This is a genomic window from Pandoraea anapnoica, assembly GCF_902459765.1.
GTDB classification, from domain to species: domain Bacteria; phylum Pseudomonadota; class Gammaproteobacteria; order Burkholderiales; family Burkholderiaceae; genus Pandoraea; species Pandoraea anapnoica.
On record NZ_CABPSP010000002.1, the window covers coordinates 131,180 to 154,161 of the forward strand.

Here is a 22,982-nt window from a genome sequence, read left to right on the forward strand (position 1 = left end):
CTTCGTGTGTTATTCCAGCGACTTCAGATCGAGCCAGACGCCATCCGCGCCGCGGATCATCATCTTGCCGCCGTACTTCATGACGGTCGTCTGCTCGTTGGCCGACACGAAGGCCGTCTGCGGCAGATCGTTGGCGTACTGCGCGAGATCCGGCGTGCCCGCGAACGGGTTGTTGGCGATCAGATGCGAGATGAGCGTCATCATCGCCAGATAGCTCGTGGGCGTGGAGATGGTCACCGGCGTGCCGTGCGACGCGCCCGCCCCGTCGCCGAAGCCAACGAGCTTCACCGCCACCGGCACGTGCGTAATCTCCGGCAGCGGGATCTCGCGCATGCCTGAGATCTGCAGCTTGCTGCCGCGCAGTGCCGCGCCGTGTTCCGGCACGAACACGACCACCGCCTTGCGTCCCGACTTCGCAATAGTGTCGATAAACTGACCGAAGTCGTCGAACATCGTCTTCGCGCGCAACGGATAACTCTGCACGCTGCTGAGCTTCGAGCCTTCGAAACGGTTGCCGTCGTGCAGTGAGATCGTGTTGTAGTAAAGCGCCACGCGCTTGTCCGGCATGGCCGTGCGCTGCTTCCACCACGATTGCAGCACGTCGCCGTCCGAGCGGATCGGCGTCTCGTCGAACGCGCGCATCGCCACACGGGTGCGCGTGTTGTCGAAGGGCGTGACGCCCTGCACGTTGAAATTCTGCTGCACTTCCTGCATGAAGTTGTCGAAGTGACCGTCGTGGTTCATCGCGAGCGTCGGCGTGAAACCGAGGGTCTTCAGACTGCTCATGATGTAACACTGCGGACCGGCCGGGTCGTACAGCGCCTTATGCTCCGGCTGTCCGCAACCGGCGCGCAGCACGCGAATCGCCGCCGGGCCGCTGTAGCTGGCGGCCGAGTTGAAGTTCTTGAAGATGAAATCGAACTTCGAGAGCAATGGCAGGTTGTCAAGGTTGTCGACGTCGAGGTCGTCCTGCGCGAGCGAACAGATGTGCAGGAAGATGATGTCGTAATCGGGGCCTGCGCCCGCCTGCGCGGGCAACGAGACCGAGCGCGTGAGTTCGCGCGAATAGAAACTGTTAAGCGCTGCGTTCGGGTTCGCGCCCGGCGGCACCTCGCCGTCGCCTGTCAGGAACTCGCTGCTGCCGCCGGCCGCCCCTGCTGCGGGTGCCCCCGTCGCGGCACCGGGCGCCAGCGCCGCGGTATCGCCCTGCGCGGCCACGACCGGTGAGACGGAGACGAGCGTGCCGACACGCAGCACCCCCGGCACGATCAGCAAGGCCAGCAGGACGAAGGTCGTCACGCGCACCCAGCGGTTCACGATCCAGTAGACCAGCACCATGATCGCAAGTAGCAACCAGTCGCGCGCCGAAACGAAGCGGCCGAGCAGTTCGACGATGTACGAGAAGCGGAACTGCATCAGTGCAGGCAACTGTTCGATGAAGCGTCCGAACGGCGGCAAATTCGAGTCGTAGTAAAGCAGCGCCGCGCCGACTGGGATGGCGATGACCTGTCGTGCAATACGCGCCCAGCGCGGGCGCAGCCTTACCACGAGGAACAGTGCGAAGACGAAGTTCGGCAGCACGTGAAAGCCGAGGATGCCTGCCCAAAGCAGCAACAGCTTCAGAATGAAATAGAGGTTCCAGATACCCATCGTATGGTTTCCTTGGTCTCACGCACGCGTATCGCGCCACGCCTGCCGTGCCCCACGCAGACTATTCTGCCAGCGCGTTACCAGCTTGCTCAGGAGGTAATTGGCCAGCACTTGATACCCTCGCAGCCCCATCGCGAGCATGTCGAACAACGCCTTAATCGGTTCGTCGCGCGTTCGCTCGGCATCCCAGTCGCGCCACGCGTCCGCGCGCCCGAACGTGAATTGCACGAGATGTTTGTCCTGCTCGGCGGTGAGCGGCATGAACGCGAGGAAGAGCTGGTTGCCGCGCGCACCGACGACACTCACCGGGAAGCCGTACTCGGTCGCGCCCCGTGCGAGCGCTACGTGGGCTTCGGTGCCCACGGCAGGATCGACCGCGACCGGCAGCACCAGCGCCAGCCCACCGCCCGAGAAGTCGCGGGTGTGACAGGCTACGGTGCGGCCGTCCGGCAGATAAAGCGTGGCTGGCATGCGCATCGACACCCGATGCGTGCGTCGCACCTGCTTCACTTCCGTCGCCACGGCCACCGCCGCCCCCAGCACGGCGAGGTTGAACATCACCCAGAGCAGGTTGAACACCAACGCGCCCGACTCGTGTGCGGGACCGTAGAAGTAGCGCAGAATGCCCGCGAGAAAACCCGCGACGTTAAAGCCGAGCAGCACCAGATAAGGCTTTGAAATGCTCCAGTCGAAGAAGCTCTGTTCGATCAGCCCGCCCTTCGCGGTCACGTTGAATTTGCCGTAACGCGGGTTGATAAAAGCGACGGTCGTCGGCAGCGCGACGTACCAGGCCAGCACCGCTTCGTAGACATCCGACCAGAACGAGTGCCGGTACTTGCCCTGAATGCGCGAGTTGGCGATGTTCGCGTGCGCGATATGCGGCAGCACGTAAGCGCAGATGCTTAATGCCGCTGCCTGCACGATATGCAGCCCGAAGAACAGGTAGCAGATCGGTGCAAGCAGGAAAATGATGCGCGGAATGCCGTAGAAGAAGTGCAGCATGCCGTTCGCGTAGCAGATGCGCTGACCGAGCTTCAGGCCTCGGCCGAACAGCGGGTTGTCTACGCGGAAGATCTGCGCCATGCCGCGCGCCCAGCGAATCCGCTGCCCGACGTGACCCGACAGCGATTCAGTCGCCAGACCTGCGGCCTGCACGACCTTGAGGTACACCGTGTTCCAGCCGCGACGGTGCATCTTGAGCGCCGTATGCGCGTCCTCCGTCACCGTCTCGACCGCCACGCCCCCGACCTCGTCGAGCGCCGTGCGACGCAACACCGCGCACGAACCGCAGAAGAACGAGGCATTCCAGAAGTCATTGCCGTCCTGCACGATCCCGTAAAACAGACGCCCTTCGTTCGGCACCGCACCGCGTGTGGCGAGGTTGCGCTCGAACGGGTCGTCGGAGAAGAAGTGGTGAGGCGTCTGCACGAGCGAGCATCGCTCATCCTTGAGGAACGACCCCATCGTCGTTTGCAGGAAAGAGCGCACGGGAATGTGATCGCAGTCGAAGATCGCGATGAACTCGCCGTGCGTCTTGCCGAGCGCATGGTTGATGTTGCCCGCCTTCGCGTGACGATTGTCGGGGCGCGTCATGTAATGCACCCCGGCTTGCGCAGCGAACTCGCGCATCTCCTCGCGGCGTCCGTCGTCGAGCAGATAGATGTTGAGCTTCTCGGGCGGCCAGTCGATGCCGCATGCGGCATACACGGTCGGGCGCACCACATCCAGCCCCTCGTTGTAGGTCGGGATGTAGACGTCGACGGTCGGCCATTCGCGCGTGTCCGGCGGCAGCGGCGTGATGCGACGATGCAGCGGCCAGATCGTCTGGATGTAGCCGAACAGCAGAATCATCCACGTGTACATCTCGGCCGCGACCAGCGTGTAACCGACGGTCGCTTCCGCCACGGTGTCGAACGCGAGCGACTGCGTGAGACGCCACCACACATAACGCACCGTCGACGTGAGCGACAGGCCGATCAGCACCAAAACCGAGTACTGGCTGTCGAGCCGCCGGAACACCAGTGCCAGCGTGAGCGTGCAAATCGAGAACAGCAACTGCGAGAACGGATCGAACGGCGTGGTGACGATCCAGAACACGCCGAACAACCCCAGCAATGCGACGATGGTCGACGTCACGCGCCATTGCATGACCTTTTCCAGCTTCCGGTCGAAGCGATGCGCGAGTTCGGCGGGCGTGTCGGGCGGAATGCCGAAGAGCGACTGCACGAGCCACAGACGCAGCCGTTCGTTGGCCCGTCGGAACGCGAGCCACGCGGTATAGGGAGGGAACGCCGGGCGCCGGTCGGCGCGACGCCACATCATCGCCCCCACGATGTGCCAGAAGCCCGCGTCGGCTGGCACGTCGAGCCGTTGCGTCAGACGTTCGTTGAACCATGCGAAGGCCCGGCCCGGGTAGTCGGGACGACCGGGGCGCGCCGGTTGAAACACCACGCGCAGCCACCAGTCGCGCCATTCGTCCAACTGACGGACGTCGAGTCGCATGGCCAGACGCGCCGCGACATGGTCCGACATCTGCGAGAGCCACAGCCGGTGCTGCGGCGATCGCACCGTCGCTGCCAGCATCCACTGCATGACGCCCGGGGGACGCCCGTCCGGACGATGCGGCACGACCAGACGCACCGCAAGGATGTCGCGTCCGAGCCGATAGAGGGAGCGCAGCGCGTCGCTGATCATCGGCGAATGCCTCCCTTGCCGGGTCCGGCACTTCCGTCATCAACTTCCGTCGCGCGCTGCAACCACGCTTCGAGATGAATGAAGTCGAGTGCGGCCTGCGAGCCGTTGCCCGCTTTGGCCAGCGTCACACCGTTCGCCGCTGCCATACCGACGGCGATGTCGCGATGGATGCGCACGGGGACAACGGCGTCGCCACCGCGTCCCTGAATCAGATTCAGCAGATCGTTGTTGAGCGACGAATTGGCAGCCGCCACGTTAGGCACGATCTGCACTCGACCATCGCACGCGGTCATCAGATCCGGTTGCGTGACGTAGCCCGCCGTCGTAACGGGTACCACGCCCAGCACCAGATCAGCCGCCGCAACGGCAGCCAAGGCAATGGCATCGGGCAAACGCTGCGTGTCGATCAGGACCCGCGCGCCTTCGGGCAAGCCAACGGCCGTCAACTGACGACGCAATCCACCCACATCGCCCTGCAACCATTGCCCCATCGCAGCCAGATTGGAGACGCGTGTCCGGCCCGCCGGAAGCAAAGGCACCCCGGCGGGCGTGTCGCGCAACACCGCGCGCCAGCCATCCGGTGCCACGCCGGGCGACAGCACGCCCGTCTCGCATGTCTCACGCAACCCGAGCAGCGCACCGATCGCGTTCTGCGCGTCGAGTTCAAGCACGGCGACCGGCTGTCCGGCATGGGCGAGTTGCGCAGCGAGATGCGCCGTCACGGTGCTTCGTCCCGCGCCGCCCGCGGTGGAAACGATGGCGATAAGCGTCAGCATGCGCCCTCCCCGGCCGGGATCTCAGGCCGAACAACGCCGTTCGTCATCATGAATTCGGTATCGACGCGAGCGCTCATGTGTCAGTAACTCCAGATCGGGCGGACCGGCGACGGCGGCATCGGCACATCGCCACGGCGGGCGTCGAAGTGATAGCGCATGTAGACAAGGAAACGATTCGGCGCGTAGTAGTCGGAACGCTCGAACTGCACCTGTCCGCCGATCACCCAATGGCGATTGACCCAGTACTCGGCGCGTCCCGTCAAGGAGAAGCCCACACCGAAGCCGCCGCCGGAACCGTAGGTCAGATCGCCGCTCGCGGCCTGCAACGCGCCGTTCGTCGGGAAGTACGGCATGGCTTTTTCCTGACTCTGCGAGAACGACACCGAACCACGCAGGTAATACGACCAGCGTTGCGTGCGGCCATACCATTCGAGCGGCAGCGTGAGCGACACATAGGTTTGCGGGCTGTAGTACCCGCCGTGACCGTACGTGTAATAGCGTTCGTTCTGCGCGAAGCTGTCGAAAAACAGCGTGAGGCCAGTATTCAGGCGCATATCGCGCTTGTAGATCAGTGGCAGGTCGACACCCGCGCGGGCCGACACTTCCGAGTTGTTCAGCACGTTCTCGCCCGTGAGACGCGCCACGCTCGCCTCGCCGAAGATGCCCCACTTCAGGAAGTCGCGCGACGCGTGGAACGTGATCGCATCGCGACGCACACCGCCCCACTTGCCGTCGCCGAACACTTCGGGCAGCGGCAGATACGCCCCGGCGTAGGACACCATGCTGCCGGTCATCGGCCGACGTGACGCGTCGACCCAATAGTTGTAACGCCCGAGATTACCGAACAGTCGCACGCCGCCCGTTACGTAGGAAATCGGGAAGCCGACCGGCGTGTGGCCGATGTCGGCGCGAATCCAGTCGTTCTCATAGCCGAGCATGAGCGCCTGTCCGTGCGCCTTCTGACGCTTCGTGCCGTAGTCGCTCTGCACACCGGGATTCGCCGCTCGAAACGACGGCACGTTCAGGAACGGCAGCGTGCCGAATTCCGAGGTGCCATTGAGCGGCAAGTCTCCCGAATCGGCGCTGACGTAATCCGTCTGCGCGAAGACATGGCCGTCGTAGCCCACGGCGTATTGACCGTAGAGCGGGACGGCGCGGGCGTTGAACATCGAGATGCCGCCGTCGCCCTTCTTCTGATCGATTTCGTACCCGGCCGCGACGTAGGTATTGCGGCGCGACTCCAGCGAATCGATGGCGGACTCGGCCGACGTCATGCCGTCGTAACCCGGCAGCGCGCCCTGCACGATCTCCTCCTTGCGCGCCTGGTCGTACCATCCCTTAGCTTCGTTGTAGTGACGTTGCGACTGCGCGATGCGTCCGCGCTGAACGGTAACAGCCGAGGTGTCGGGGAACTGTGTGCGCAGCCGGTCGTTGAGCGCGATGGCTTCGTCGTAGCGCTCCATGGCAGTCAGACGCCGCACGGCGGCGAGTTGCGTCCAGACGTCGTCAGGCGAAGCTTCAGCGAGCGCACGATCGAGTTCGCGGTTGGCGGCCTCGTCGTCCTGCTGTTCGTAGAGCACGCGCACGAGCGACAGACGCGCATCCTGATTCGTTGGATCCTGTCGGATCTGGTCTTCCGCAATCTTGCGGGCGTCGTCGAAACGGCGTTCGTCGAAATAAATGTCGCCCAGGGTCGACAACGCGCGTTTGTCAGGCGGTTGACGCGAGAGCAGCGGTTCGAGCTTTCGCTGCGCCGTGTCGAAGTCGCCCAACGCGCGGGCACGGTCCGCCTGACGGAGTGCCAGCCGATCCTGAAGATCCTGCCATTCGTCGCGCTGGTCGGCACCGAGCGTGGACGGGTCCATGCTCGCGAGGAAGGTGCCCAGTTCCTCATCGCGCTCGGCGGTGCTGAGCAACTCGGCGTAGCGCAGTTGTGCGTCGGGCTGGGGCTTGTCGGCGTGCGCCGCGAGCCAGTCGCGCATGAGCGCAAGCCCCTGATCGGGCTGCCCCGCCGATACGCGTGCCCGTGCGACCTCGCCGATCAGCTCGGGATCGTCGCCCGCCATCGTGAGGGCTTCGCCATAGCGGCGCTCGCTCTCGTCGTCGTTACCCGCCGCATGCGCCTCGCGCGCCAGACGCGCCGTATCGCGAATCGCCAGCGTCGTCTGCATGCGCTTGATCGACGGCGTGACGTTCGCCGCCGGAATCTGCGCGAGCGATTCGCGGGCACCGGCTTCGTCGTCGATCACATTGAGATAGATGGCCTGCGCGTAGAGCATCTGCGCGCGGTCGTCGGGCTCCATCGGCTGACGCATGCCTTCGGCCATGACTTCGCGCCCGATCTGCGGCAGACGGAGCTTGCGATAGAGGCTGGCGAGCGAATAGCGCGTCCACGCGTTGCCCGGATCGAGCACGACGGCACGCTCAAGCGCGGCGAGTGCGGGACCGTTGTGCCCTTCGGCGATGGCGCGATCGGCGTCGTCGGACAGCGCCGCCGCTTCGGCCTTGTCGAAGCGCGCCAAGTCCCGCGGAAACCGGCGTCGCAGATCGCCCAGCAGGTTCGCCAGTTCCGTGCGGCGTTGCTGACGCGAGTACAGCGTGATCATGCCGCGCAACGCCGTGTCGTTGTCCGGCTCGACCTTCAGCGCCTGCTGGAAGAGGCGCTCGGCGTCCTTGTCGCGCTTGTCGTCGAGCGCGATGTCGCCAAGCAGCGCCAGCCCGTCGGGGTTGTTTGGGTCGCTGGCGAGCGCGCCGCGCACAAGGCGGTCCGCTTCGTCCAGACGTCCGGCATCGCGGGCGTCGCGCGCCTGCGACATCGCGCCCCAGAACTGCGACGTCTTCAACAGGCTGCGCCACTTGCCCGCGTTATCGGGGTCCTTTCGCACGGCCTGCGCGAACAGTTCCTGCGCACCCTTGTGATCGCCCTGACGCATCTTCACCAGACCCAGCGAGCCGAGCAGTTCCCCATCGTTGGGTCGCTTGACGCGCGCGGCATCGAGCGACTTCTCAGCGTCGTTAAGACGCCCCTGATCAAGCGCCTTGATGCCCGCCTGACGCGACTTGTATGCAGGGTCGTTGAGCATGCGCGTGCGTGCGGCCTGCTGGGCGTTCAGCTTGTCGTAGGCCGCGCGGATGTCGGCGTCGTTCGGCGCGAGTGCGAGGTAGCGTTGATAGAGTGGCAACCATGCAAGATTGCCGTCGGCTTTGGAAAGCCCCTTTTGCCAGAGCGGCAGCAAGGCGTTCAGGTCGGCATTCGGGCGCGCAGCGAGATCTGCGACCATCCGCGTGCCCGCGAGACGGCTCGACGGCCGGTCGATCATCAGCTCGGCCAGCGACTGCGACGCACGCGAATCCTCGGGCGACGCCTTCGACAAGTTCGCCAGCCCCTGCTGCGCCGCAGGCCAGCCGTTCGTGGCGTTGGCCTGCGCGCGGTAGTACTCGACACCTAGATCGCCAGTCGGCGGACCGTCGGGAAACAGCGCCTTGTATTCGGCGAACGCGGCATCGGCCTGACCACTACGTTGCAGCAGCCGGGCACGAGCGATGCGCGATTTGTCGACGGTGTTGATGCGAATCACGTCGGCCAGCGCCTTCGTCGCCGGGGCGTTCGGATAGCGGGCACGCAGCGTCTGCAATGCCTTGTTTGCCTCCGCGGGTTTGTTCTCTTCGATGTCGATCTGTCCGAGCAACGACAGGACTTCCGGCTGTTCTGGCTGCACGAGCAACGCCTTTTCCAGTGCGGCGCGCGCAAGGTCGTTGCGATGACGCGAATGCCACAGGGTCGCGCTCGAGAGCAGGTTGCTGACGTCACGGTTCGCGGTGACGGCGGGCGTGGCCGTATTGTTCGCAGGCGCGGGCGCAGCACGCACATGTCCACCGCCTGCGGCCATCAGCAGGCACGTCATGCAAGCAGAGCAGATCAGCGTGTCGCGCAAACCGCCTCCCAGGGCACCTGCAACGTGCCGTCAGCCGCAAAACGGAAACGCGCTTCTTGCCATCCCAGGCCGAACAGCGAGAGCACGGAACTGTAGTAGCCGGGGGGCGACTGGGCATCCAGTGAGCGAGCCCGATCAGCCTGCGCGCGTGCAAGCGCGGTGTCGCCGACAGCTTGCAGCAGCGGCACGAGCGCCGCCGAGAAGCCCGAACCGCCGTCCTGCTTCGCCGTGCCGTCGCGCGTGTTCACCCGCTCGGGCGGCGCGCCGTGCGCAGCCACATACTTGAGCATGCCGGGGAACGTGTGCATCAGTGCCCGAAAATCGTCGCTGCCCGAGGCCAGCATGCCCGCCCATAGGTAGACACGAATGGCGTTGTAGCTCCCCTCGCCCTGCGTCTCGGGATCGATGTCGAAACCTCGTCCCGCGCGGTATATCGCCCACTCGGGTGCGAAGCCCAGCGGCGGTGCAGTCAATGTAATCTGCTTGAGGGAGGACGCAATCAATTGCCCCCAGCCGCTCTCGGGAAAGAGCCCCGCCAGACGCCGCACTACTTGCATCGGCACATAGCTGGGATTAAGACGCCAGATATCCTTTGCGGGATGGAAGCCGACAGGCGCGGGCAGTAGCGTGCGCCCGAGTCCGGGGATGAAGTCGGTTTCTTCCGACGCGATGCGACGGGCGACAAGCGCGCCGAGCGCCGTGTAGCGACGCACGCTCCAGAGTCGTCCCGCCTCGCCCAGCGCATAGGCGATCCACATATCGGCGTCGCTGGCGGGATTGCTGTCGAGCACGCCCCACTGACCGTCGTCCTTCTTGCCCCACAGCCAGGCGGGCAGATGTGCGGTGAGGTCACCCTGCGCGAGATTGTCGACCGTCCAGTCGAGCACCTTGTCGAAGGTGGCCCGGTCGTTGGCGATGACGGCGAACGTCAGTGCGTACGCTTGCCCCTCGGAAACGGTGCGCTGGTCGGCCATGCTGTGATCGACCACGCGGCCGTCGTCGCTCAGAAAGCTCGACTTAAAGCGCGTCCACGACGGCCAGTCGACCGGCGGGCACGCTTTGCCACCGGCGGCAGGCGCAGACGCCCCCGACGGCTTCGCGGCCGCAGCCTGCGCGGCGGGCGTCAGACCGGCGAGCGCCGGTCCTGCGCTACAGACGGCCAGCGCCCGCAGCACGGCCCGACGGCGCCGCCTGTCAGCATCGGTGCGTGTCATTTACTTCTCCAGTCGACGTGCGGCGCGACGCTGCAACCAGCCGAAACACTTGAGCGCTATCGCGAACGCCGCCAGCAACGCGACGAGACCGACCAGAATCGGGTGACTCGAGAGGTGGTAACGAATGCGCGTCCACCAGCTCACGTCGCCCACGAAGTACGTCTTCCCCAATCGGTACGACGCCGTACTGGCACCGTTGACGACCGCCAGATCGCCGTGGATCGCATTGCCCTGCGTGTCGATCGCGTCGACCACGCTCAGCAGTCCGTCGTCGCTCGACGCGTTGATCGCGACCACCGAGCGCGAACTGCTCACCGGCGATTCGAAGCCGACCAGCGCTGCGAGCGGACCTTGTGAGACCGCGTCCATACGTTGCGGGCCGATACGGCTGGCCGCGAGCGCCGAGCCGGTCGCGCCATCGCCACGATAGCCCTGGGGCTCCGCTTGCATGACGCGACGCGTCTGGTCGATCACGAGCGGCAGATTCTTGCCCCACTTGGTCAGCAGATCGGCGGCATCTTTCCCGCCGACGACCAGCAGGTCGCGATCTTTGAAGCGGTCCGTCTGCGTGGTGTCGAGCACTTCGAAGCGATCGGCATACACGCCGGTGGAGCGGCCGAACTGACCGAGCGCCGAAAACACCGTTTCAAGCTCCGCCTTGTCCGGCGTCTTCGACATGACGACAGCCGTCTGCGCAAGGTCGGCGTATTTGGTGAACGGGAAGCCGCTGCCCGCGAAAAAGCTCAGATTCGGCAACTCGGCGTAATGCGGCAATCCGCTGAAGTCGATGGTCGAATCGGCGTCGATGGCCGAGCGTGCCGCGTTGGTGATGGTCTGGCTGCACATGCCATCCTTGTGCGGCTCCATCGCGAACTGGAACGACAGCGAGTTGCGCGAAGCGACCTGGAACGCCGGAATGCGCACTTCCTTGCGGTCGGCCGTCGTGCCATCCGACAGCAATTCGACGAGCATATGGCTCTTGTCGCTGCTCGCACCCGCCGAGCGCAGACGATACGCGCGCACGAACTGGTCGTTGATCGACACGCTCATCGACGAGTCGTCCGGCTTGACCGGCGGCGTGTAGCGATACTTCAGATCCATCGGCACGCCGGTGTTTTGCCACGTCAGCAAGTCAGCCGGGAGATTGAGCTGGATACGGATCGGCCACGGCATGTAGCCGTTCGCCTGCAAGTCGCTCGGGTTGTCGACCAGTTCGCCCAGCTTCACCGGACGGTCGGTGCGCACCCAGCGCGGCGCGTCGTAAGCCGGACGCGGCGGCAACTGCTGAAGTTCTGCAATGCGGGTCGCGTCGCCCGAGAGCGCCGCCCGGCCCGAGACCAGCGCAAGCGCCGCCGTCTCCAGATCCTTCGCGTCGCGCCCCTGAATTACCAGCAGTTTGAGCGACGTGTCGCTAGGATTCGAGACCATGCGCAACGTCGGCGCGTCGACCTTTGGCAGATCGAGACCGGGCAGCATCGTGTCGTTCGTCACGAATGCAATGCCATGCTTGGACGGAAACGCGTTCACGCTGACCGGGAAGCGCGTGCGACGGTAGTCGCCAATCGCACCGGCCCACGTCGCCACCACGCCGGCGGCGTGGACCACCGCCAGCGACGGCGGCGCACCGAACACGAACGGCACGGCCTGATCGCGGTTGTCGTGACGGTCGAAGAACGGGGCGGGCAGCGTCGAGAGATCGTTGCGCAGCGCGAGCGGCTGCGTGCTTGTGACGATCTCGCTCTGCGGGCTGATATCGGCCCACAGACTCGAATGCATCGGATCTTCGCACTCCATCGTGTAATGCCCGATGAGTACGAGGCGTACACGATTGAAGCCCGAGAGCATGCGCGCGTCGAGCGGAATGTCGCGCACGAGATTCTTGCCGCCGTCCTGCTTGTTGAACGGCAACGTCGCGATCAGCTCATCGTTCAGATAGACCTTGAGCTGTGAGAGATCGGGAATCAGTGCCGGGGAATAGGTGTACCGCAACCGGAGCAACGCCGATGCGACCGACTGATCGAGTCGGATCCCGAAGTTGACGTCGCCCGCCCCTTCGGTGCCGCGCAGACGCAGCCCGTTAGTCTGCCCCAGTTGGGCGAACGTGACGGTGCGCTGACTCGTGCCGGGCACAGGCGCGATGACCGCCGCCGTTGCGCCGGACGCATCTGCTGCCGCGCTCGCGCCAGAGGCGACCTCCGGTGTTGCGTTAGTACCGGCCGACGCCGGGGCTTTTCCTGTTCGGCCTCCGGTGGGCGCTGCTCCCGCCAGCATGACACCCGCCGGGTCCATCGCTGCGGCGACCAGCAGACAGATGGCTGAGACCTTCGTATAACGCGACCAAGACGCTCGAAGCTGCATGTGTGATGCCTCGTCTGTTCTTGCGCTGCATGTTCGCCACATCCACACGAACGACGCCCCATTGACCCGACGTCACATCACGTTGTCAGGCAATCCGAAGATTTGCCAAGGCCCGGCGGGACAGCGCAGTTCATGTGTTTGGAAATGGCACGTTGCGCCATGCTAGCTTGCCTCGGTGCGGGTGAGCAAGCAGACGTTTGCCTCCGAGTGTCGTGTGGCGGGTACATCGGTCGGCCGGTCGGCATGGGAATTGCCCGGTGTGCGACGCACCGTATAGAATGCCCGGCATGAGCCAGACCGAACTCTCCTCCTCCGCTACCGGTGCGTCCGACGCGCGCATGGTCGAACATGCGGCAGGGTCTGTTGCCGACCCTGCTGTCGATCCTGTGGATGAGCACGCGGCCGAGCACGCAGCCGATGCGATGATCGGGCGACGTTATCCGTCGGATATCGACCGCCTGCGCGAAGTCGTCGGCACCGACGTGCTGCCTCACTACCGCGACGAGCAGGCGATCGCTGCAAGCGAGCAGGCCAGTGAGCGCTGGCCGCATCTGGTGGCCGTCGCGGACGCCCGTGCAGGTGCAGCGTCGGTCTCGCCACTCGCTCAATCTTCGAAATATTCGGCCGGGAAGCGCTGACCCGGCATGCGAGACGCTTCCATCGTCGCCGCGTTCGATTTCGACGGGACTATCTCCAGCACCGACAGCCTGCGCGTGTTCGTGCGCCGCACCGTCGGCACACCGCGCTTCGTGGCTGGCGCCGTGCTCGCGTCCCCCTGGCTGATCGGAGCCGCCCTGAAGCTCACCGACCGGGGCACGGCTAAAGCGGCTTTCCTGCGCGCAGTCTTTGCGGGACGCGCCCGCGCGCAACTCGAAGCCGACGCGCAAGACTTCATCGCACATCAGTTGCCCGGCCTGCTCCGTCCCGAGATGCTCGCGCGTGTGCGCCAGCACCGGGCGCTGGGCCACCGTATCGTGCTCGTGAGCGCGTCGCCGGGCTTGTACCTGCGGCCCTGGGCGGCAAGCGTCGGTTTCGAGGTCGTGCTCAGTACCGAACTGGCCTTCGATGCGCAGGATCGCTTCACCGGGACCTTCGCCCAACCGAACTGCTGGGGCCCCGAAAAGGTGAGACGCCTCGAAGCGTGGTGGGGCGATGCGCCGCCGCGCGTGCTCTTCGCTTACGGCGACAGCCGTGGCGACAAGGAGATGGCCGAGCGTGCCGACCATGCGTGGATCCGGGGTCAGGGCAAGCTGATGCCTCTGACGGATGCCGACACGCAGACGCGCGCCTCGTGAGTCCGGGAGCGCTTCCATCCCGATGACGCCCACGCCTCCGACACCTCCAACACCTGAATTGCCGCCACCGGGTCGGCGCGTTGCATGGATGTCGCGTCTGGCGCGTCTGGAGCCGGTGGCGTTCTCGCGCTGGGACGCCGTGCACGCCGCCCTGTCCGTCGCCGTGCCCACGGCCATCGGCGCATCCATCGGCTACGGTGCCGACGCCTCGCTCATCGCCCTCGGCGCACTGCCCGCCATCACGGGCGACCGCACCGGCCCTTATCGCTCGCGCGCCCGCTCCATCCTGATCACCATCGTGACCGGCGTGCTCGGCTTTCACGCCGGGATGCTGATCCACACCGTGGGCGAGACCCATCCGTGGCTGGCCCACGTGCTGCTGCAAATCGCCATCCTGCTCTTCAGCTTCATCGGCACGTTCGGGAACGTGACGTCTGCGGCAACGCTGCAGGGCGCGGTCTACCTGATCGTCGGCTGGGGCCTCGCGTTGCCGCCGCCCGAATGGCGCGCGCCGTTGCTGCTCGCCGCAGGCGGCATCTTCAGCATGCTGCTCATGGCGATCCATTGGTTACGGCACCCCGGTGCGGCCGAGCGCGATGCCGTCGCCGCCATCTATCAACAGTTGGCGAACGTGCTCGATGCGAGCGGTACACCGCGCGTGAGGCTGGCCCGGCGCTCGCTCGAAAACGCCATTGCTGCTGCCTACGACACGTTGCTCACCGCACGGGCAAGCACGTCGAGCGGCTGGGAAGTGCTGGAGCGCCGCGCCGCGCAGATCCTTGCCGCCGAGCCGATCACGTCGGCGGTCATCGGGCTAGTGCAAAGCGGACAGCCGGTGCCCGCGCCGCTGGGCAAGGCACTCTACGGCGTGGCACGCAACATTGCGCGCGACCGGCCGGTGGCGCTCGACACCGCCGTTGCGGCCGCTAAAGAAAACGACGCCCCTACGCTGGCTGCCGCCCTGCATCGCGCCGAGCCGCTGCTCACCGGTGTCGTACATGCGTCCGAAGCCCCGCTCGTGGCGCTGGCCCGCCATCAGGCACGCGCCGCGGTGCACCCGCGCTGGATGCCCAAGTGGCCGTGGCCGGACGTATGGCGTTACCTCGTGCGTATTGGCTTGTGCGTGCTAGTCGCACAGATCTTCATCGCCGTGACGGCGCTCCCGCGCTCGTACTGGGTGCCGCTGATCGTCGTGGTGATCTTCAAGCCGAACTACGGCTCCGTGTTTGCGCGTGCGCTGCAAAGCGGCGTGGGCAGTATCGTCGGCGTGGCGGTGTCGGCCGCCGTCGTCGCCATCGACCGCAACGGCTGGTTCAATCTCGTCACGCTGGTGCCGTTGGCGGCCTGCCTGCCGTGGGCCTTGCGGCGCAACTATGGACTGTTCAGCGCGTTGCTTTTGCCGATCCTGATGCTGGTGATGGGGGCGTTACAGCCGGGAAGTCAGGACATTGCGCTGGCGCGTTTCATCGACGCCGTTGCGGCCTGCGCCATCGTGTTGCTCGTCGGCTATCTGCCATGGGCGAAGTGGGAGCGCCGTCAACTGGACGAACGGGTTGCAAACGCTCTCGACGCGCTTGGCCGTTACGCAGCACTGGCGGACACGCATGACGCGGACGCTGCGTTTGCGGCGCGACGCGCGGCTTACAAGGCGCTGGACGACACGCGCATCGCCTTGCAGCGTGCGCTCTCCGAACCGCCTCTGGTGAGTCGGCGCGCCGCGCGCTGGTGGCCCGCGCTGGTGTCGCTGGAGCGGGTGGCAAATGCGATCACCGACACCGTCCCGCATGGGGACGATCACGACGCGCCGGCGCATCCTGGCGCGGCGATTCTCACGCACATGGCCGCCGCATTGCGTCACAGCGGCCCCGTGCCCGTGCTGCCCGACGGGCCCATCGACGGCGTCGACCCGATACTCGACCGCGTGTTGCGCGAGGCCATCGGCATGCTCTTCAACGCACCGGACGCATCCGACTGAAAAACCGGTTTTCGGCCCGCTCGCGACCGGCTTTCGGCCCGGACACGTGCCAACGCAGGCATAATGCCGGATTACGGCGCGCCCCCGGTGCGCCGCCACGCCTTTCAGAAGACCCCGCATGAACAATACCCCGACGCTAGACTGGACCGAAGACGGTCGCCCCGTCACCGCCCGCTGGCGCTCAGAAGCCGGCGTCACGCCGCCGCGTCGCGTCGAAGTCGTCGACGACACCGTGACGGCCGACGAAGCCTATCAACTCGCCTGCGGCGGCACCGCCCTGCTCTATCGCGGCGATTACCAGAACGCACGTCAGCTGATGCAGGCGATGGCGCGTCGCGTCGACCGTCCGCAGCATCGCCCGCGCCGCAAACCAGCCGCCAAGGAGGCCCCCGCGCCGAGTCCCGCCGAGGGCTTCCACAAGCACCGCATGGCACAGGCGCAACGCGCGCGCATTCTCGGCATGGTGCTGATCCCGCTGGACGCCGACTACGGCATTCCGCTGCGTCGCGCCCCGGACGTACGTGAAGCCTGCACCGAAGCGTGGGGCGCTCCGGACGCTAACGCCTCGGTCGCCTCGCTGCGTGAAATTCTCGGCCTGATCGGTGCGCACGAGTGGCGCAAGAAGGGTGTCGCGATTCCGGCCTTGGGTGCTTCCATCCACCCGTGGTACGGCGTGTTCTCACCCGTGCGCGGCGAGTATCTGCAACTGATCGATCAGGCACCGCTGCCCGCCACATCGCTTGCTTTCGACGTCGGTACGGGTACGGGGGTGATCGCAGCACTGCTGGCGCGTCGCGGCGTTCAGCAAGTCATCGGCACCGATCGCGACGCCCGTGCACTGGCCTGTGCGCGAGAAAACATCGCGCGTCTTGGCTACGACCGCACCGTGAAGATCGTCGACGCCGACCTGTTCCCGGAGGGCAAGGCGCCCCTGATCGTTTGTAATCCGCCGTGGTTGCCTGCGAAGGCCAACGCGCCCATCGAGCACGCCATTTACGACCCCGACAGCCAGATGCTCAAGGGTTTCCTGAACGGGCTCGCTGCGCATCTGAGCCCGGGCGGCGAAGGCTGGCTGGTGATGTCCGATCTCGCCGAGCATCTGGGCTTGCGCACGCGTGAGGCGCTGCTGTCGTGGATTCACGGTGCGGGGCTCGTGGTACTGGCACGTCACGACGTGCGTGCCAATCATCCGAAAGCGGCCGACGCCAACGATCCGTTGCATGCCGCCCGTCGTGCCGAAGTCACGTCGCTGTGGCGTCTGGGTGTGCGTCCCGCCTAAGCTCGGAGACGGCTGAGTCGTATTTGATTCAGGAAGACCCGACGGCGAACGCCGTCGGGCAACGATGGATCAGCGGTGCGCGTCGAGATAAGCGGCCGCACCATCTCCCGCCACACAGGCGCTCGCAAAGCAAGCCGTCAGCAGGTAGCCGCCAGTCGGCGCTTCCCAGTCCAGCATCTCGCCTGCGCAGAACACGCCGGGCAGCGCCTTCACCATTAGTTGTGCATCCAGCGATTCCAGCGACACGCCCCCGGCACTGCTGATGACTTCGGCAATTGGCCGGACCCTGAGCAACGTCAGCGGCAAGCGTTTGATCCCTGCGGCCAGCGCTGTGGGATCGTTGAACGTCTCGCGAGACAAACATTCGCGCAGCAGCGCCGCCTTCACGCCCGCGATGCCCAGACGACTCTGCAAGTGGCTCGCCATCGAACGTGACCCGCGCGGACGCCCCACTTCGCCCGCCACGCGCTCTGCGCTCCAGTCCGGCAGCAAATCCAGATAGACCTGCGCACTGCCGCTCGACCGGATAGCGTCGCGAATCGGCGCGCACATCGCATAGACGAGACTGCCCTCGATGCCGTGTTCGGAAATCACGAATTCGCCCTGGCGCGTGGTGCCGTCGGGCAAGGTCATCGTGACCGACTTGATGGGATGGCCCGCGAAGCGCTCGCGCATGTGCGGCGTCCAGTCCGTCTCGAAGCCCGCATTCGCCGGAATCAGCGGCGCGACACTCACGCCGTGCTCGCGCAATGACGGCACCCACGCGGCGTCCGATCCCAGTTGCGGCCAACTGGCACCGCCAAGCGTCAGCACCACCGCTTTCGCACGGACCTGACGTTCGCCGTTCGGTGTGGAAAAGCGCAGATGGTTTGGCCCTGCGGCGGCGTTCTCGTCCCATCCAAGCCAACGGTGTCGCACATGCAGACGCACGCCCGCCGCGCGCAGTCGCGATAGCCACGCGCGCAACAACGGTGCCGCTTTCATGTCGACGGGAAACACACGGCCGGACGTGCCGACGAACGTGTCGACGCCCAAGCGGTGCGACCACGAGCGCACGTCGTCCGCGCTGAAACGGCGCAACCACTGACCGACGGCCCCGGCGCGCTTGCCGTAGCGCGCCACGAACGGCTCGGCGGGTTCGCTATGCGTGAGGTTCATGCCTCCCTTGCCCGCCATCAGGAACTTGCGTCCGACCGAGGGCATGGCGTCGTACACGTCCACGCGCCAGCCCGCCGCCGACAGCACTTCAGCCGCCATCAGACCGGCCGGTCCCGCGCCGATCACCGCCACATCGACAACATCGATGGCGTCGGTCGGTGCAGTGTTCTGATCGTCGGACGGGGAATGGGGTGCGTTCAATGGGGGCATGCTGGAATATGAAGAAGACCGGCGGCGGGAAGCCCGCGCGGCAAGGCCGACATTGTCCCACATCGGTGACGTATGAAGCCCTCAAACGCCCCGTCGATGTGACGCAAGGGAGCCGGTATTCACGGAATATTCGACGCTTTGGCGTTACAATCCCTCCCCCGCATTTTTCATCCGTCCTGTCGCCATCGAGACGCCTGCCCGGCCGCCGCTGCCGGTGCACGCTCGCCGTTCGCGCTAAGGACGTCACACGTGGAGTCGCGCATGTCGTCATCCGAACCGTCGTCGATGGGACGCACCGCTTACGCCAGTTTCGCCGAACGTTACGCTGAGATTGCCGTCACCAAGCCGCACAACGCGCTGTATGAGCGCCCTGCCACGCGCCGGTTGCTTGGCGACGTCGCCGGTCTGCACGTGCTCGATGCCGGATGTGGACCGGGCATCAACAGCGCGTGGCTTGTCGAGCAAGGGGCCACTGTCCATGGCATCGACGTGACGCCCGAAATGATCGCGCTGGCGCGCGAGCGTTGTCAGGGCATGGCCGCCGCCTTCGACGTACAGGACCTCGGCGCACCATTCGCCACACTCGCCGACGATCGCTTCGACGCAATCGTCAGCGCTCTCGCACTCGATTACGTGGAGGACCTCGGCCCGACGTTCCGTGAATTTGCGCGCGTCGCCAAACCCGGCGCAACGCTGGTCTGGTCGATGGGACACCCCATGCGCGACTGGCTCGACGAGCGCACGCGACGCAACCGCACCTATTTCGAGATCACACGCTTCGGAATGTACTGGAGTGGCTTCGGCGAGCCGAAGCCCTTTGTCGAGTCTTACCGTCGTCCGCTGGCGGGCATTCTCAACGCCGCTGCGGCGGCTGGCTGGCAGCTCGAACAGATGGTCGAACCGCTTCCGCTGCCGGAGATGAAAGCCGTCAGCCCCCGGCTTTATGACGAGCTATCGCAAGCCCCCGCCTTCATGTGTCTGCGGGCACGGCTACAGAAGCCCGCGCCATAAGATTCGTGGGCTTCGTGGAGGCCCGACGCGGGCCACGTTCGGACGCGTCGTCACGATTCGTCGCGCGCGCCCCACGGAATCAGCATCGTGGCGGTGCACGTCGCCCCTGCCAGCACGGCGGCCACGCCGTAGCGGGACACCTCGGGCAGGTTGAAGAGCAAACCGTGGATTGTGGCGAAAATGCCTCCCAGCATCACGAACGCGGCGATGGAGGCAATGCAGACGCGGGTATCGGAGCACATACGTCACCTCGCAACGAGGCCACGCCCGTTGCGAAGCCAATGCTTCGATCGCGAGACTTCACGAGACCGGCGGCGTCGCCACATCTGCGCACGCCGGGGCCGCGCAAACTTCGGATGGCTTCGACGGCGTCCCTCGATTTCAGTGTAGGACGCCGTTGCGCAAACGGTTAGCCGTCAGTCGCCGGTCCGGCCTTCGTGCGGCGAAAATAGCAGAAGTCAGGACTTTGTCTTGGTCTCGGCCTCGCTGTCGCGTGGCCAGGGTGTGAGCATCACGACGACGAACAAGATGCCGAACAGCACCGTGACTACGCCGCCGTGCATCACGTGCGTCTTGTCGTAAAGCAGTCCGTGAATGGTGGCGAATGCCCCGCCGAGCGTCATGAAGGCCGCAATCGAGGCGATGACGACGCGAAATTCCGAGCCCATAGCGACTCCTTATAGTTATCGGCAATGGCGCCGCGCGCAAAGCTGATCCGTTCGATACATCAGATCGCTGAGTAACTTCTTTCGCGGCAACACCAGTGTACGCCGAACGCTATGGCGCGCCAATTGAGTCGTATGCCTAACCTTCCGGGGTTTGATGCGCGTCAATATCTCGGCCCTTTGTGGCCAGGCGAAACCTCGCCGAGTCCTGCCCTCACCTCATGGGAAGAAGGCAGGCTGGCGGGATGTCGTTCTACTGTCGCTCAGTTGTCGCTTAACGGCGTGCGCTCTGACTTTGCGCCCAGCGGAAATGTCCGCTGCGCAGCAGGACGGGACCGGGAAGTCCCATCGCGAGGTATTCACGCGTGAGGGCATGGATGCGGCTGCGACCGTGTTCGAACGCGTGAAGCAGGTCGTCGGCGCGTGCCGAGTGGGCGTGGAAGTGGGATTCCAGCGCTTCGGCGGAGACGGCACAATCGATCGGCCGACCATTGACGACGACAGCAAACTCGATCGTCAGCTCTTCGTAATTGAACATGGGACGGTGATCCGGAAACTCGATCTGCATGGCGGCACCCCCGGTTGACGAAAGGACGCAATCGACGTGTCGGCCGACACGTTCCATCCAGCATAGTGCATCGCTGGACGATCGGAAAATTGCGTCGCTTATCGGTTCGTCACGATCGATTGGGGAAGGTTCCGGATCATTCGACTCTCGACATTCAACGTTAATCAATCATCGCAACTTCATGATTAATAACGACAAATTACTAAAAAAGGTTGTACTAACCGAGAAACTCGACGAAGCCAGCGACAAAATCCTTTAGTTGCTGACGCACAGCGTCGTCCACGAGATTGCCATCCGCGTCGACGGCCTTGTTCGCATGCGACACCATCAACCGGCCCTGCCACCAGGGCGTGGTTTGCAACGTGCGCAGCACCGGCAACCAGGCGTTCTGGCTCAGGATGGTGCCGAAACCGCCAGGCGATGCGCCCATGATCACCACCGGCTTGTCGCGGAACACCCGTGCACTATCTGCTGGCGGACGCGATAGCCAATCCAACGCATTCTTGAACACGCCCGGCATGCCGTTGTTGTACTCGGGCGTCGCGAGCAGCAGGCCGTCGGCCTGTGCGATGGCGTCCTTCAGGGCCGTGACCGCCGCAGGGATCCCCTCGCTCGCTTCGAGATCGCCGTCATACAGCGGAATGCCATGAAGCGTTCTGACGTCCAGGGTGACGCCCGCCGGTGCCACCGCCTTGGCGGCCATCAGCAATGCCGTGTTGTAAGAGCCCTTGCGCAGGCTGCCGGACAAACCAATGATCGTCGTCATCGAATCGACTCCTTTTTCGTTGCAAAACGGAATATGTTGACGGCGGCGCGACGCTCGGCACGGCTCACGTCAAGCGCTGGAAGGGGTACAGGCTGCCGAGACCGAGCAATTGCGTCAGTTCGTCGAGTGCGGTGCGGCACTCGTCCAGCAAGGCCGGATCGGCCAGATCGGCCACCGCCAACCGGTCGCGGTAGTGACGTTTCACCCAATCGGTCAACGTGGCGTAGCGTGCGTCGTCGATCCATAGCCCCTCGTGCGCCGCCTGGCGCTCTTCGTCGGTGAGCACTACACGCAGCCGCAAACACGCCGGTCCACCGCCGTTACGCATGCTTTCGCGCAAATCGAAGACGTGCAGCTCGCGAATCGGACCGCCACCGGCAACCAGCGCCTCCAGATAACGCCAGACTGCTGGCCGCTCGCGGCATTCCTGTGGCACGACCAGCCGCATTCCGCCGCCGGCCTCCGGCGAGCGCGCCAACAACTGGCTGTTGAAAAGGTAACTGCCCACGGTGTCTTCCATCGACACATCGGTCGCCGACACCTCGATGACTTCGAGCGTCGCGCCCTGTGCAGTCAGCCGCTCGCGCAGCGTATCCAGCACGGCTGCCTGATCGAGGAATGCCTGTGCATGGCAGAACAGCACGTTGCCGTTGCCCACCGCGATCACGTCGTTATGGAAGACACCGGCGTCGATGGCGTCGGGATGTTGCTGGGCGAAGACGACATCCGCCTCGTTCAATCCATGCAGGCGGGCGATGGCCTGACTCGCCTGCAGCGTCTGACGCGCGGGAAAGCGCCGCGGCGCTGCGGCGGTGGCAAGGTCGTCGCGACCGTAGACGAAGAACTCGACGCCGCGCTCGCCATACGCGCCACATAGCCGCGTGTGGTTAGCGGCGCCCTCATCTCCGAGCGACGGCCAGCCGGGCAACGCGTCGTGATGCGCAAAGCGGGCTTCGTCGGGAAACGCAGCACGCAGCACGCGCGACGTGGTTTCGTGTTCGATGGCGCGATGCAACTTGCTGCAAAGGTTTGCTGCAGTGAAGTGCACGCGACCGTCGGACGTGTCGGCCGACGGACTGACGGTGGCGGCATTGGCTGTCCACATGCTCGCCGCTGAGCAGGCGGCTCCCAGCAATCCCGGTGCACTGCGGGCGGCCTCGCGAATGACGTTGCCGTCGTCCCCCGAAAACCCGAGCGTGCGCAACAACGCGATCGACGGGCGCTCCTGAGGCGGTAACACGCCCTGCGCATAGCCCATGTCGGCGAGCGCTTTCATCTTGGCAAGCCCCTGTAACGCGGCCTCGCGCGGGTTCGAAACGCGATTGGCGTTGTTGGCCGACGCCACATTGCCGAACGACAAACCCGCGTAGTTGTGCGTGGGGCCGACCAATCCGTCGAAGTTGGCTTCGATGGCAAAGCGCGTCATGT

The 22,982-nt window shown here is 65.2% G+C and carries 17 protein-coding genes; 5 read left to right on the forward strand and 12 right to left on the reverse strand.

Annotation, left to right across the window (positions count from 1 at the left end):
• Positions 1 to 9: 9 nt before the first annotated feature.
• From bcsG to bcsB, 6 genes are all read right to left on the reverse strand, one after another.
• Positions 10 to 1,650: a cellulose biosynthesis protein BcsG gene (gene bcsG, locus PAN31117_RS03780; protein ID WP_150737038.1), complete on the reverse strand. Its 1,641-nt coding sequence runs from the start codon at positions 1,648 to 1,650 to the stop codon at positions 10 to 12.
• An 18-nt stretch (positions 1,651 to 1,668) separates the two neighbouring features.
• Complete coding sequence (bcsA, locus tag PAN31117_RS03785; protein ID WP_150737039.1) at positions 1,669 to 4,344, reverse strand: UDP-forming cellulose synthase catalytic subunit; 2,676 nt, start codon at positions 4,342 to 4,344, stop codon at positions 1,669 to 1,671.
• Complete coding sequence (locus PAN31117_RS03790; RefSeq protein ID WP_150737040.1) at positions 4,341 to 5,120, reverse strand: cellulose synthase operon protein YhjQ/BcsQ; 780 nt, start codon at positions 5,118 to 5,120, stop codon at positions 4,341 to 4,343. Before PAN31117_RS03790 ends, bcsA begins: the two co-directional genes overlap by 4 nt.
• An 80-nt stretch (positions 5,121 to 5,200) precedes the next feature.
• Positions 5,201 to 9,055 carry a cellulose synthase subunit BcsC-related outer membrane protein gene (locus PAN31117_RS03795; RefSeq protein WP_150737041.1) on the reverse strand — a complete coding sequence of 1,285 codons (3,855 nt, stop codon included), beginning with the start codon at positions 9,053 to 9,055 and terminating at the stop codon, positions 5,201 to 5,203.
• Entirely contained in the window at positions 9,040 to 10,269 is a 1,230-nt protein-coding gene (gene bcsZ, locus PAN31117_RS03800; protein ID WP_174990810.1) for a cellulose synthase complex periplasmic endoglucanase BcsZ, read from the reverse strand. The genes PAN31117_RS03795 and bcsZ overlap by 16 nt, the downstream gene beginning before the upstream one ends.
• Complete coding sequence (gene bcsB / locus PAN31117_RS03805; RefSeq protein WP_174990811.1) at positions 10,270 to 12,627, reverse strand: cellulose biosynthesis cyclic di-GMP-binding regulatory protein BcsB; 2,358 nt, start codon at positions 12,625 to 12,627, stop codon at positions 10,270 to 10,272. It lies immediately after the preceding gene.
• Between the two features lie 287 nt (positions 12,628 to 12,914).
• Between bcsB and PAN31117_RS03810 the strand changes: the two genes are divergently transcribed.
• The 4 genes from PAN31117_RS03810 to PAN31117_RS03825 all read left to right on the forward strand — a co-directional run bounded on the left by PAN31117_RS03810 (position 12,915) and on the right by PAN31117_RS03825 (position 17,176).
• Entirely contained in the window at positions 12,915 to 13,265 is a 351-nt protein-coding gene (locus PAN31117_RS03810; protein WP_150737043.1) for a hypothetical protein, read from the forward strand.
• 6 nt (positions 13,266 to 13,271) lie between these two features.
• Positions 13,272 to 13,922 carry an HAD-IB family hydrolase gene (locus PAN31117_RS03815; RefSeq protein ID WP_150737044.1) on the forward strand — a complete coding sequence of 217 codons (651 nt, stop codon included), beginning with the start codon at positions 13,272 to 13,274 and terminating at the stop codon, positions 13,920 to 13,922.
• Between the two features lie 22 nt (positions 13,923 to 13,944).
• The gene (locus PAN31117_RS03820; RefSeq protein ID WP_150737045.1) at positions 13,945 to 15,897 is read left to right on the forward strand and encodes an FUSC family protein; all 1,953 of its coding nucleotides are present in this window, start codon (positions 13,945 to 13,947) and stop codon (positions 15,895 to 15,897) included.
• Positions 15,898 to 16,015: 118 nt separating this feature from the next.
• The gene (locus PAN31117_RS03825) at positions 16,016 to 17,176 is read left to right on the forward strand and encodes a methyltransferase (RefSeq protein ID WP_150737046.1); all 1,161 of its coding nucleotides are present in this window, start codon (positions 16,016 to 16,018) and stop codon (positions 17,174 to 17,176) included.
• A gap of 69 nt (positions 17,177 to 17,245) precedes the next feature.
• Here PAN31117_RS03825 and PAN31117_RS03830 read toward each other — a convergent pair whose 3' ends face one another.
• On the reverse strand, positions 17,246 to 18,544 hold the full coding sequence (locus tag PAN31117_RS03830; RefSeq protein WP_150737047.1) for a TIGR03862 family flavoprotein: 1,299 nt from the start codon (positions 18,542 to 18,544) through the stop codon (positions 17,246 to 17,248).
• Positions 18,545 to 18,805: 261 nt separating this feature from the next.
• Between PAN31117_RS03830 and PAN31117_RS03835 the strand changes: the two genes are divergently transcribed.
• Positions 18,806 to 19,555, forward strand: coding sequence for a class I SAM-dependent methyltransferase (locus tag PAN31117_RS03835; protein WP_150737048.1), 750 nt, complete (start codon positions 18,806 to 18,808; stop codon positions 19,553 to 19,555).
• Positions 19,556 to 19,605: 50 nt separating this feature from the next.
• Here PAN31117_RS03835 and PAN31117_RS03840 read toward each other — a convergent pair whose 3' ends face one another.
• The 5 genes from PAN31117_RS03840 to astB all read right to left on the reverse strand — a co-directional run bounded on the left by PAN31117_RS03840 (position 19,606) and on the right by astB (position 22,980).
• On the reverse strand, positions 19,606 to 19,797 hold the full coding sequence (locus PAN31117_RS03840) for a DUF2964 family protein (RefSeq protein WP_150574330.1): 192 nt from the start codon (positions 19,795 to 19,797) through the stop codon (positions 19,606 to 19,608).
• 216 nt (positions 19,798 to 20,013) lie between these two features.
• Positions 20,014 to 20,223, reverse strand: a complete 210-nt coding sequence (locus PAN31117_RS03845; protein ID WP_150662890.1) for a DUF2964 family protein — start codon at positions 20,221 to 20,223, stop codon at positions 20,014 to 20,016.
• Between the two features lie 271 nt (positions 20,224 to 20,494).
• The gene (locus tag PAN31117_RS03850) at positions 20,495 to 20,788 is read right to left on the reverse strand and encodes a DUF1488 family protein (RefSeq protein WP_039403045.1); all 294 of its coding nucleotides are present in this window, start codon (positions 20,786 to 20,788) and stop codon (positions 20,495 to 20,497) included.
• Positions 20,789 to 21,005: 217 nt separating this feature from the next.
• Positions 21,006 to 21,554: an NADPH-dependent FMN reductase gene (locus PAN31117_RS03855; protein ID WP_150737049.1), complete on the reverse strand. Its 549-nt coding sequence runs from the start codon at positions 21,552 to 21,554 to the stop codon at positions 21,006 to 21,008.
• A gap of 64 nt (positions 21,555 to 21,618) precedes the next feature.
• Positions 21,619 to 22,980, reverse strand: a complete 1,362-nt coding sequence (gene astB / locus PAN31117_RS03860; protein WP_150737050.1) for an N-succinylarginine dihydrolase — start codon at positions 22,978 to 22,980, stop codon at positions 21,619 to 21,621.
• Between the last annotated feature and the right edge of the window lie 2 nt (positions 22,981 to 22,982).

Bases quoted from the DNA above. Each gene is read 5' to 3' on its own strand.
- astB (WP_150737050.1), bottom strand. From the start codon at position 22,980: ATGACGCGCTTTGCCATCGAAGCCAACTTCGACGGATTGGTCGGCCCC.
- bcsB (WP_174990811.1), bottom strand. From the start codon at position 12,627: ATGCAGCTTCGAGCGTCTTGGTCGCGTTATACGAAGGTCTCAGCCATC.
- PAN31117_RS03790 (WP_150737040.1), bottom strand. From the start codon at position 5,120: ATGCTGACGCTTATCGCCATCGTTTCCACCGCGGGCGGCGCGGGACGA.
- PAN31117_RS03835 (WP_150737048.1), top strand. From the start codon at position 18,806: ATGTCGTCATCCGAACCGTCGTCGATGGGACGCACCGCTTACGCCAGT.
- PAN31117_RS03810 (WP_150737043.1), top strand. From the start codon at position 12,915: ATGAGCCAGACCGAACTCTCCTCCTCCGCTACCGGTGCGTCCGACGCG.
- bcsA (WP_150737039.1), bottom strand. From the start codon at position 4,344: ATGATCAGCGACGCGCTGCGCTCCCTCTATCGGCTCGGACGCGACATC.
- PAN31117_RS03825 (WP_150737046.1), top strand. From the start codon at position 16,016: ATGAACAATACCCCGACGCTAGACTGGACCGAAGACGGTCGCCCCGTC.
- PAN31117_RS03845 (WP_150662890.1), bottom strand. From the start codon at position 20,223: ATGGGCTCGGAATTTCGCGTCGTCATCGCCTCGATTGCGGCCTTCATG.
- bcsZ (WP_174990810.1), bottom strand. From the start codon at position 10,269: ATGACACGCACCGATGCTGACAGGCGGCGCCGTCGGGCCGTGCTGCGG.
- PAN31117_RS03815 (WP_150737044.1), top strand. From the start codon at position 13,272: ATGCGAGACGCTTCCATCGTCGCCGCGTTCGATTTCGACGGGACTATC.
- bcsG (WP_150737038.1), bottom strand. From the start codon at position 1,650: ATGGGTATCTGGAACCTCTATTTCATTCTGAAGCTGTTGCTGCTTTGG.
- PAN31117_RS03855 (WP_150737049.1), bottom strand. From the start codon at position 21,554: ATGACGACGATCATTGGTTTGTCCGGCAGCCTGCGCAAGGGCTCTTAC.
- PAN31117_RS03850 (WP_039403045.1), bottom strand. From the start codon at position 20,788: ATGCAGATCGAGTTTCCGGATCACCGTCCCATGTTCAATTACGAAGAG.
- PAN31117_RS03830 (WP_150737047.1), bottom strand. From the start codon at position 18,544: ATGCCCCCATTGAACGCACCCCATTCCCCGTCCGACGATCAGAACACT.
- PAN31117_RS03840 (WP_150574330.1), bottom strand. From the start codon at position 19,797: ATGTGCTCCGATACCCGCGTCTGCATTGCCTCCATCGCCGCGTTCGTG.
- PAN31117_RS03820 (WP_150737045.1), top strand. From the start codon at position 13,945: ATGACGCCCACGCCTCCGACACCTCCAACACCTGAATTGCCGCCACCG.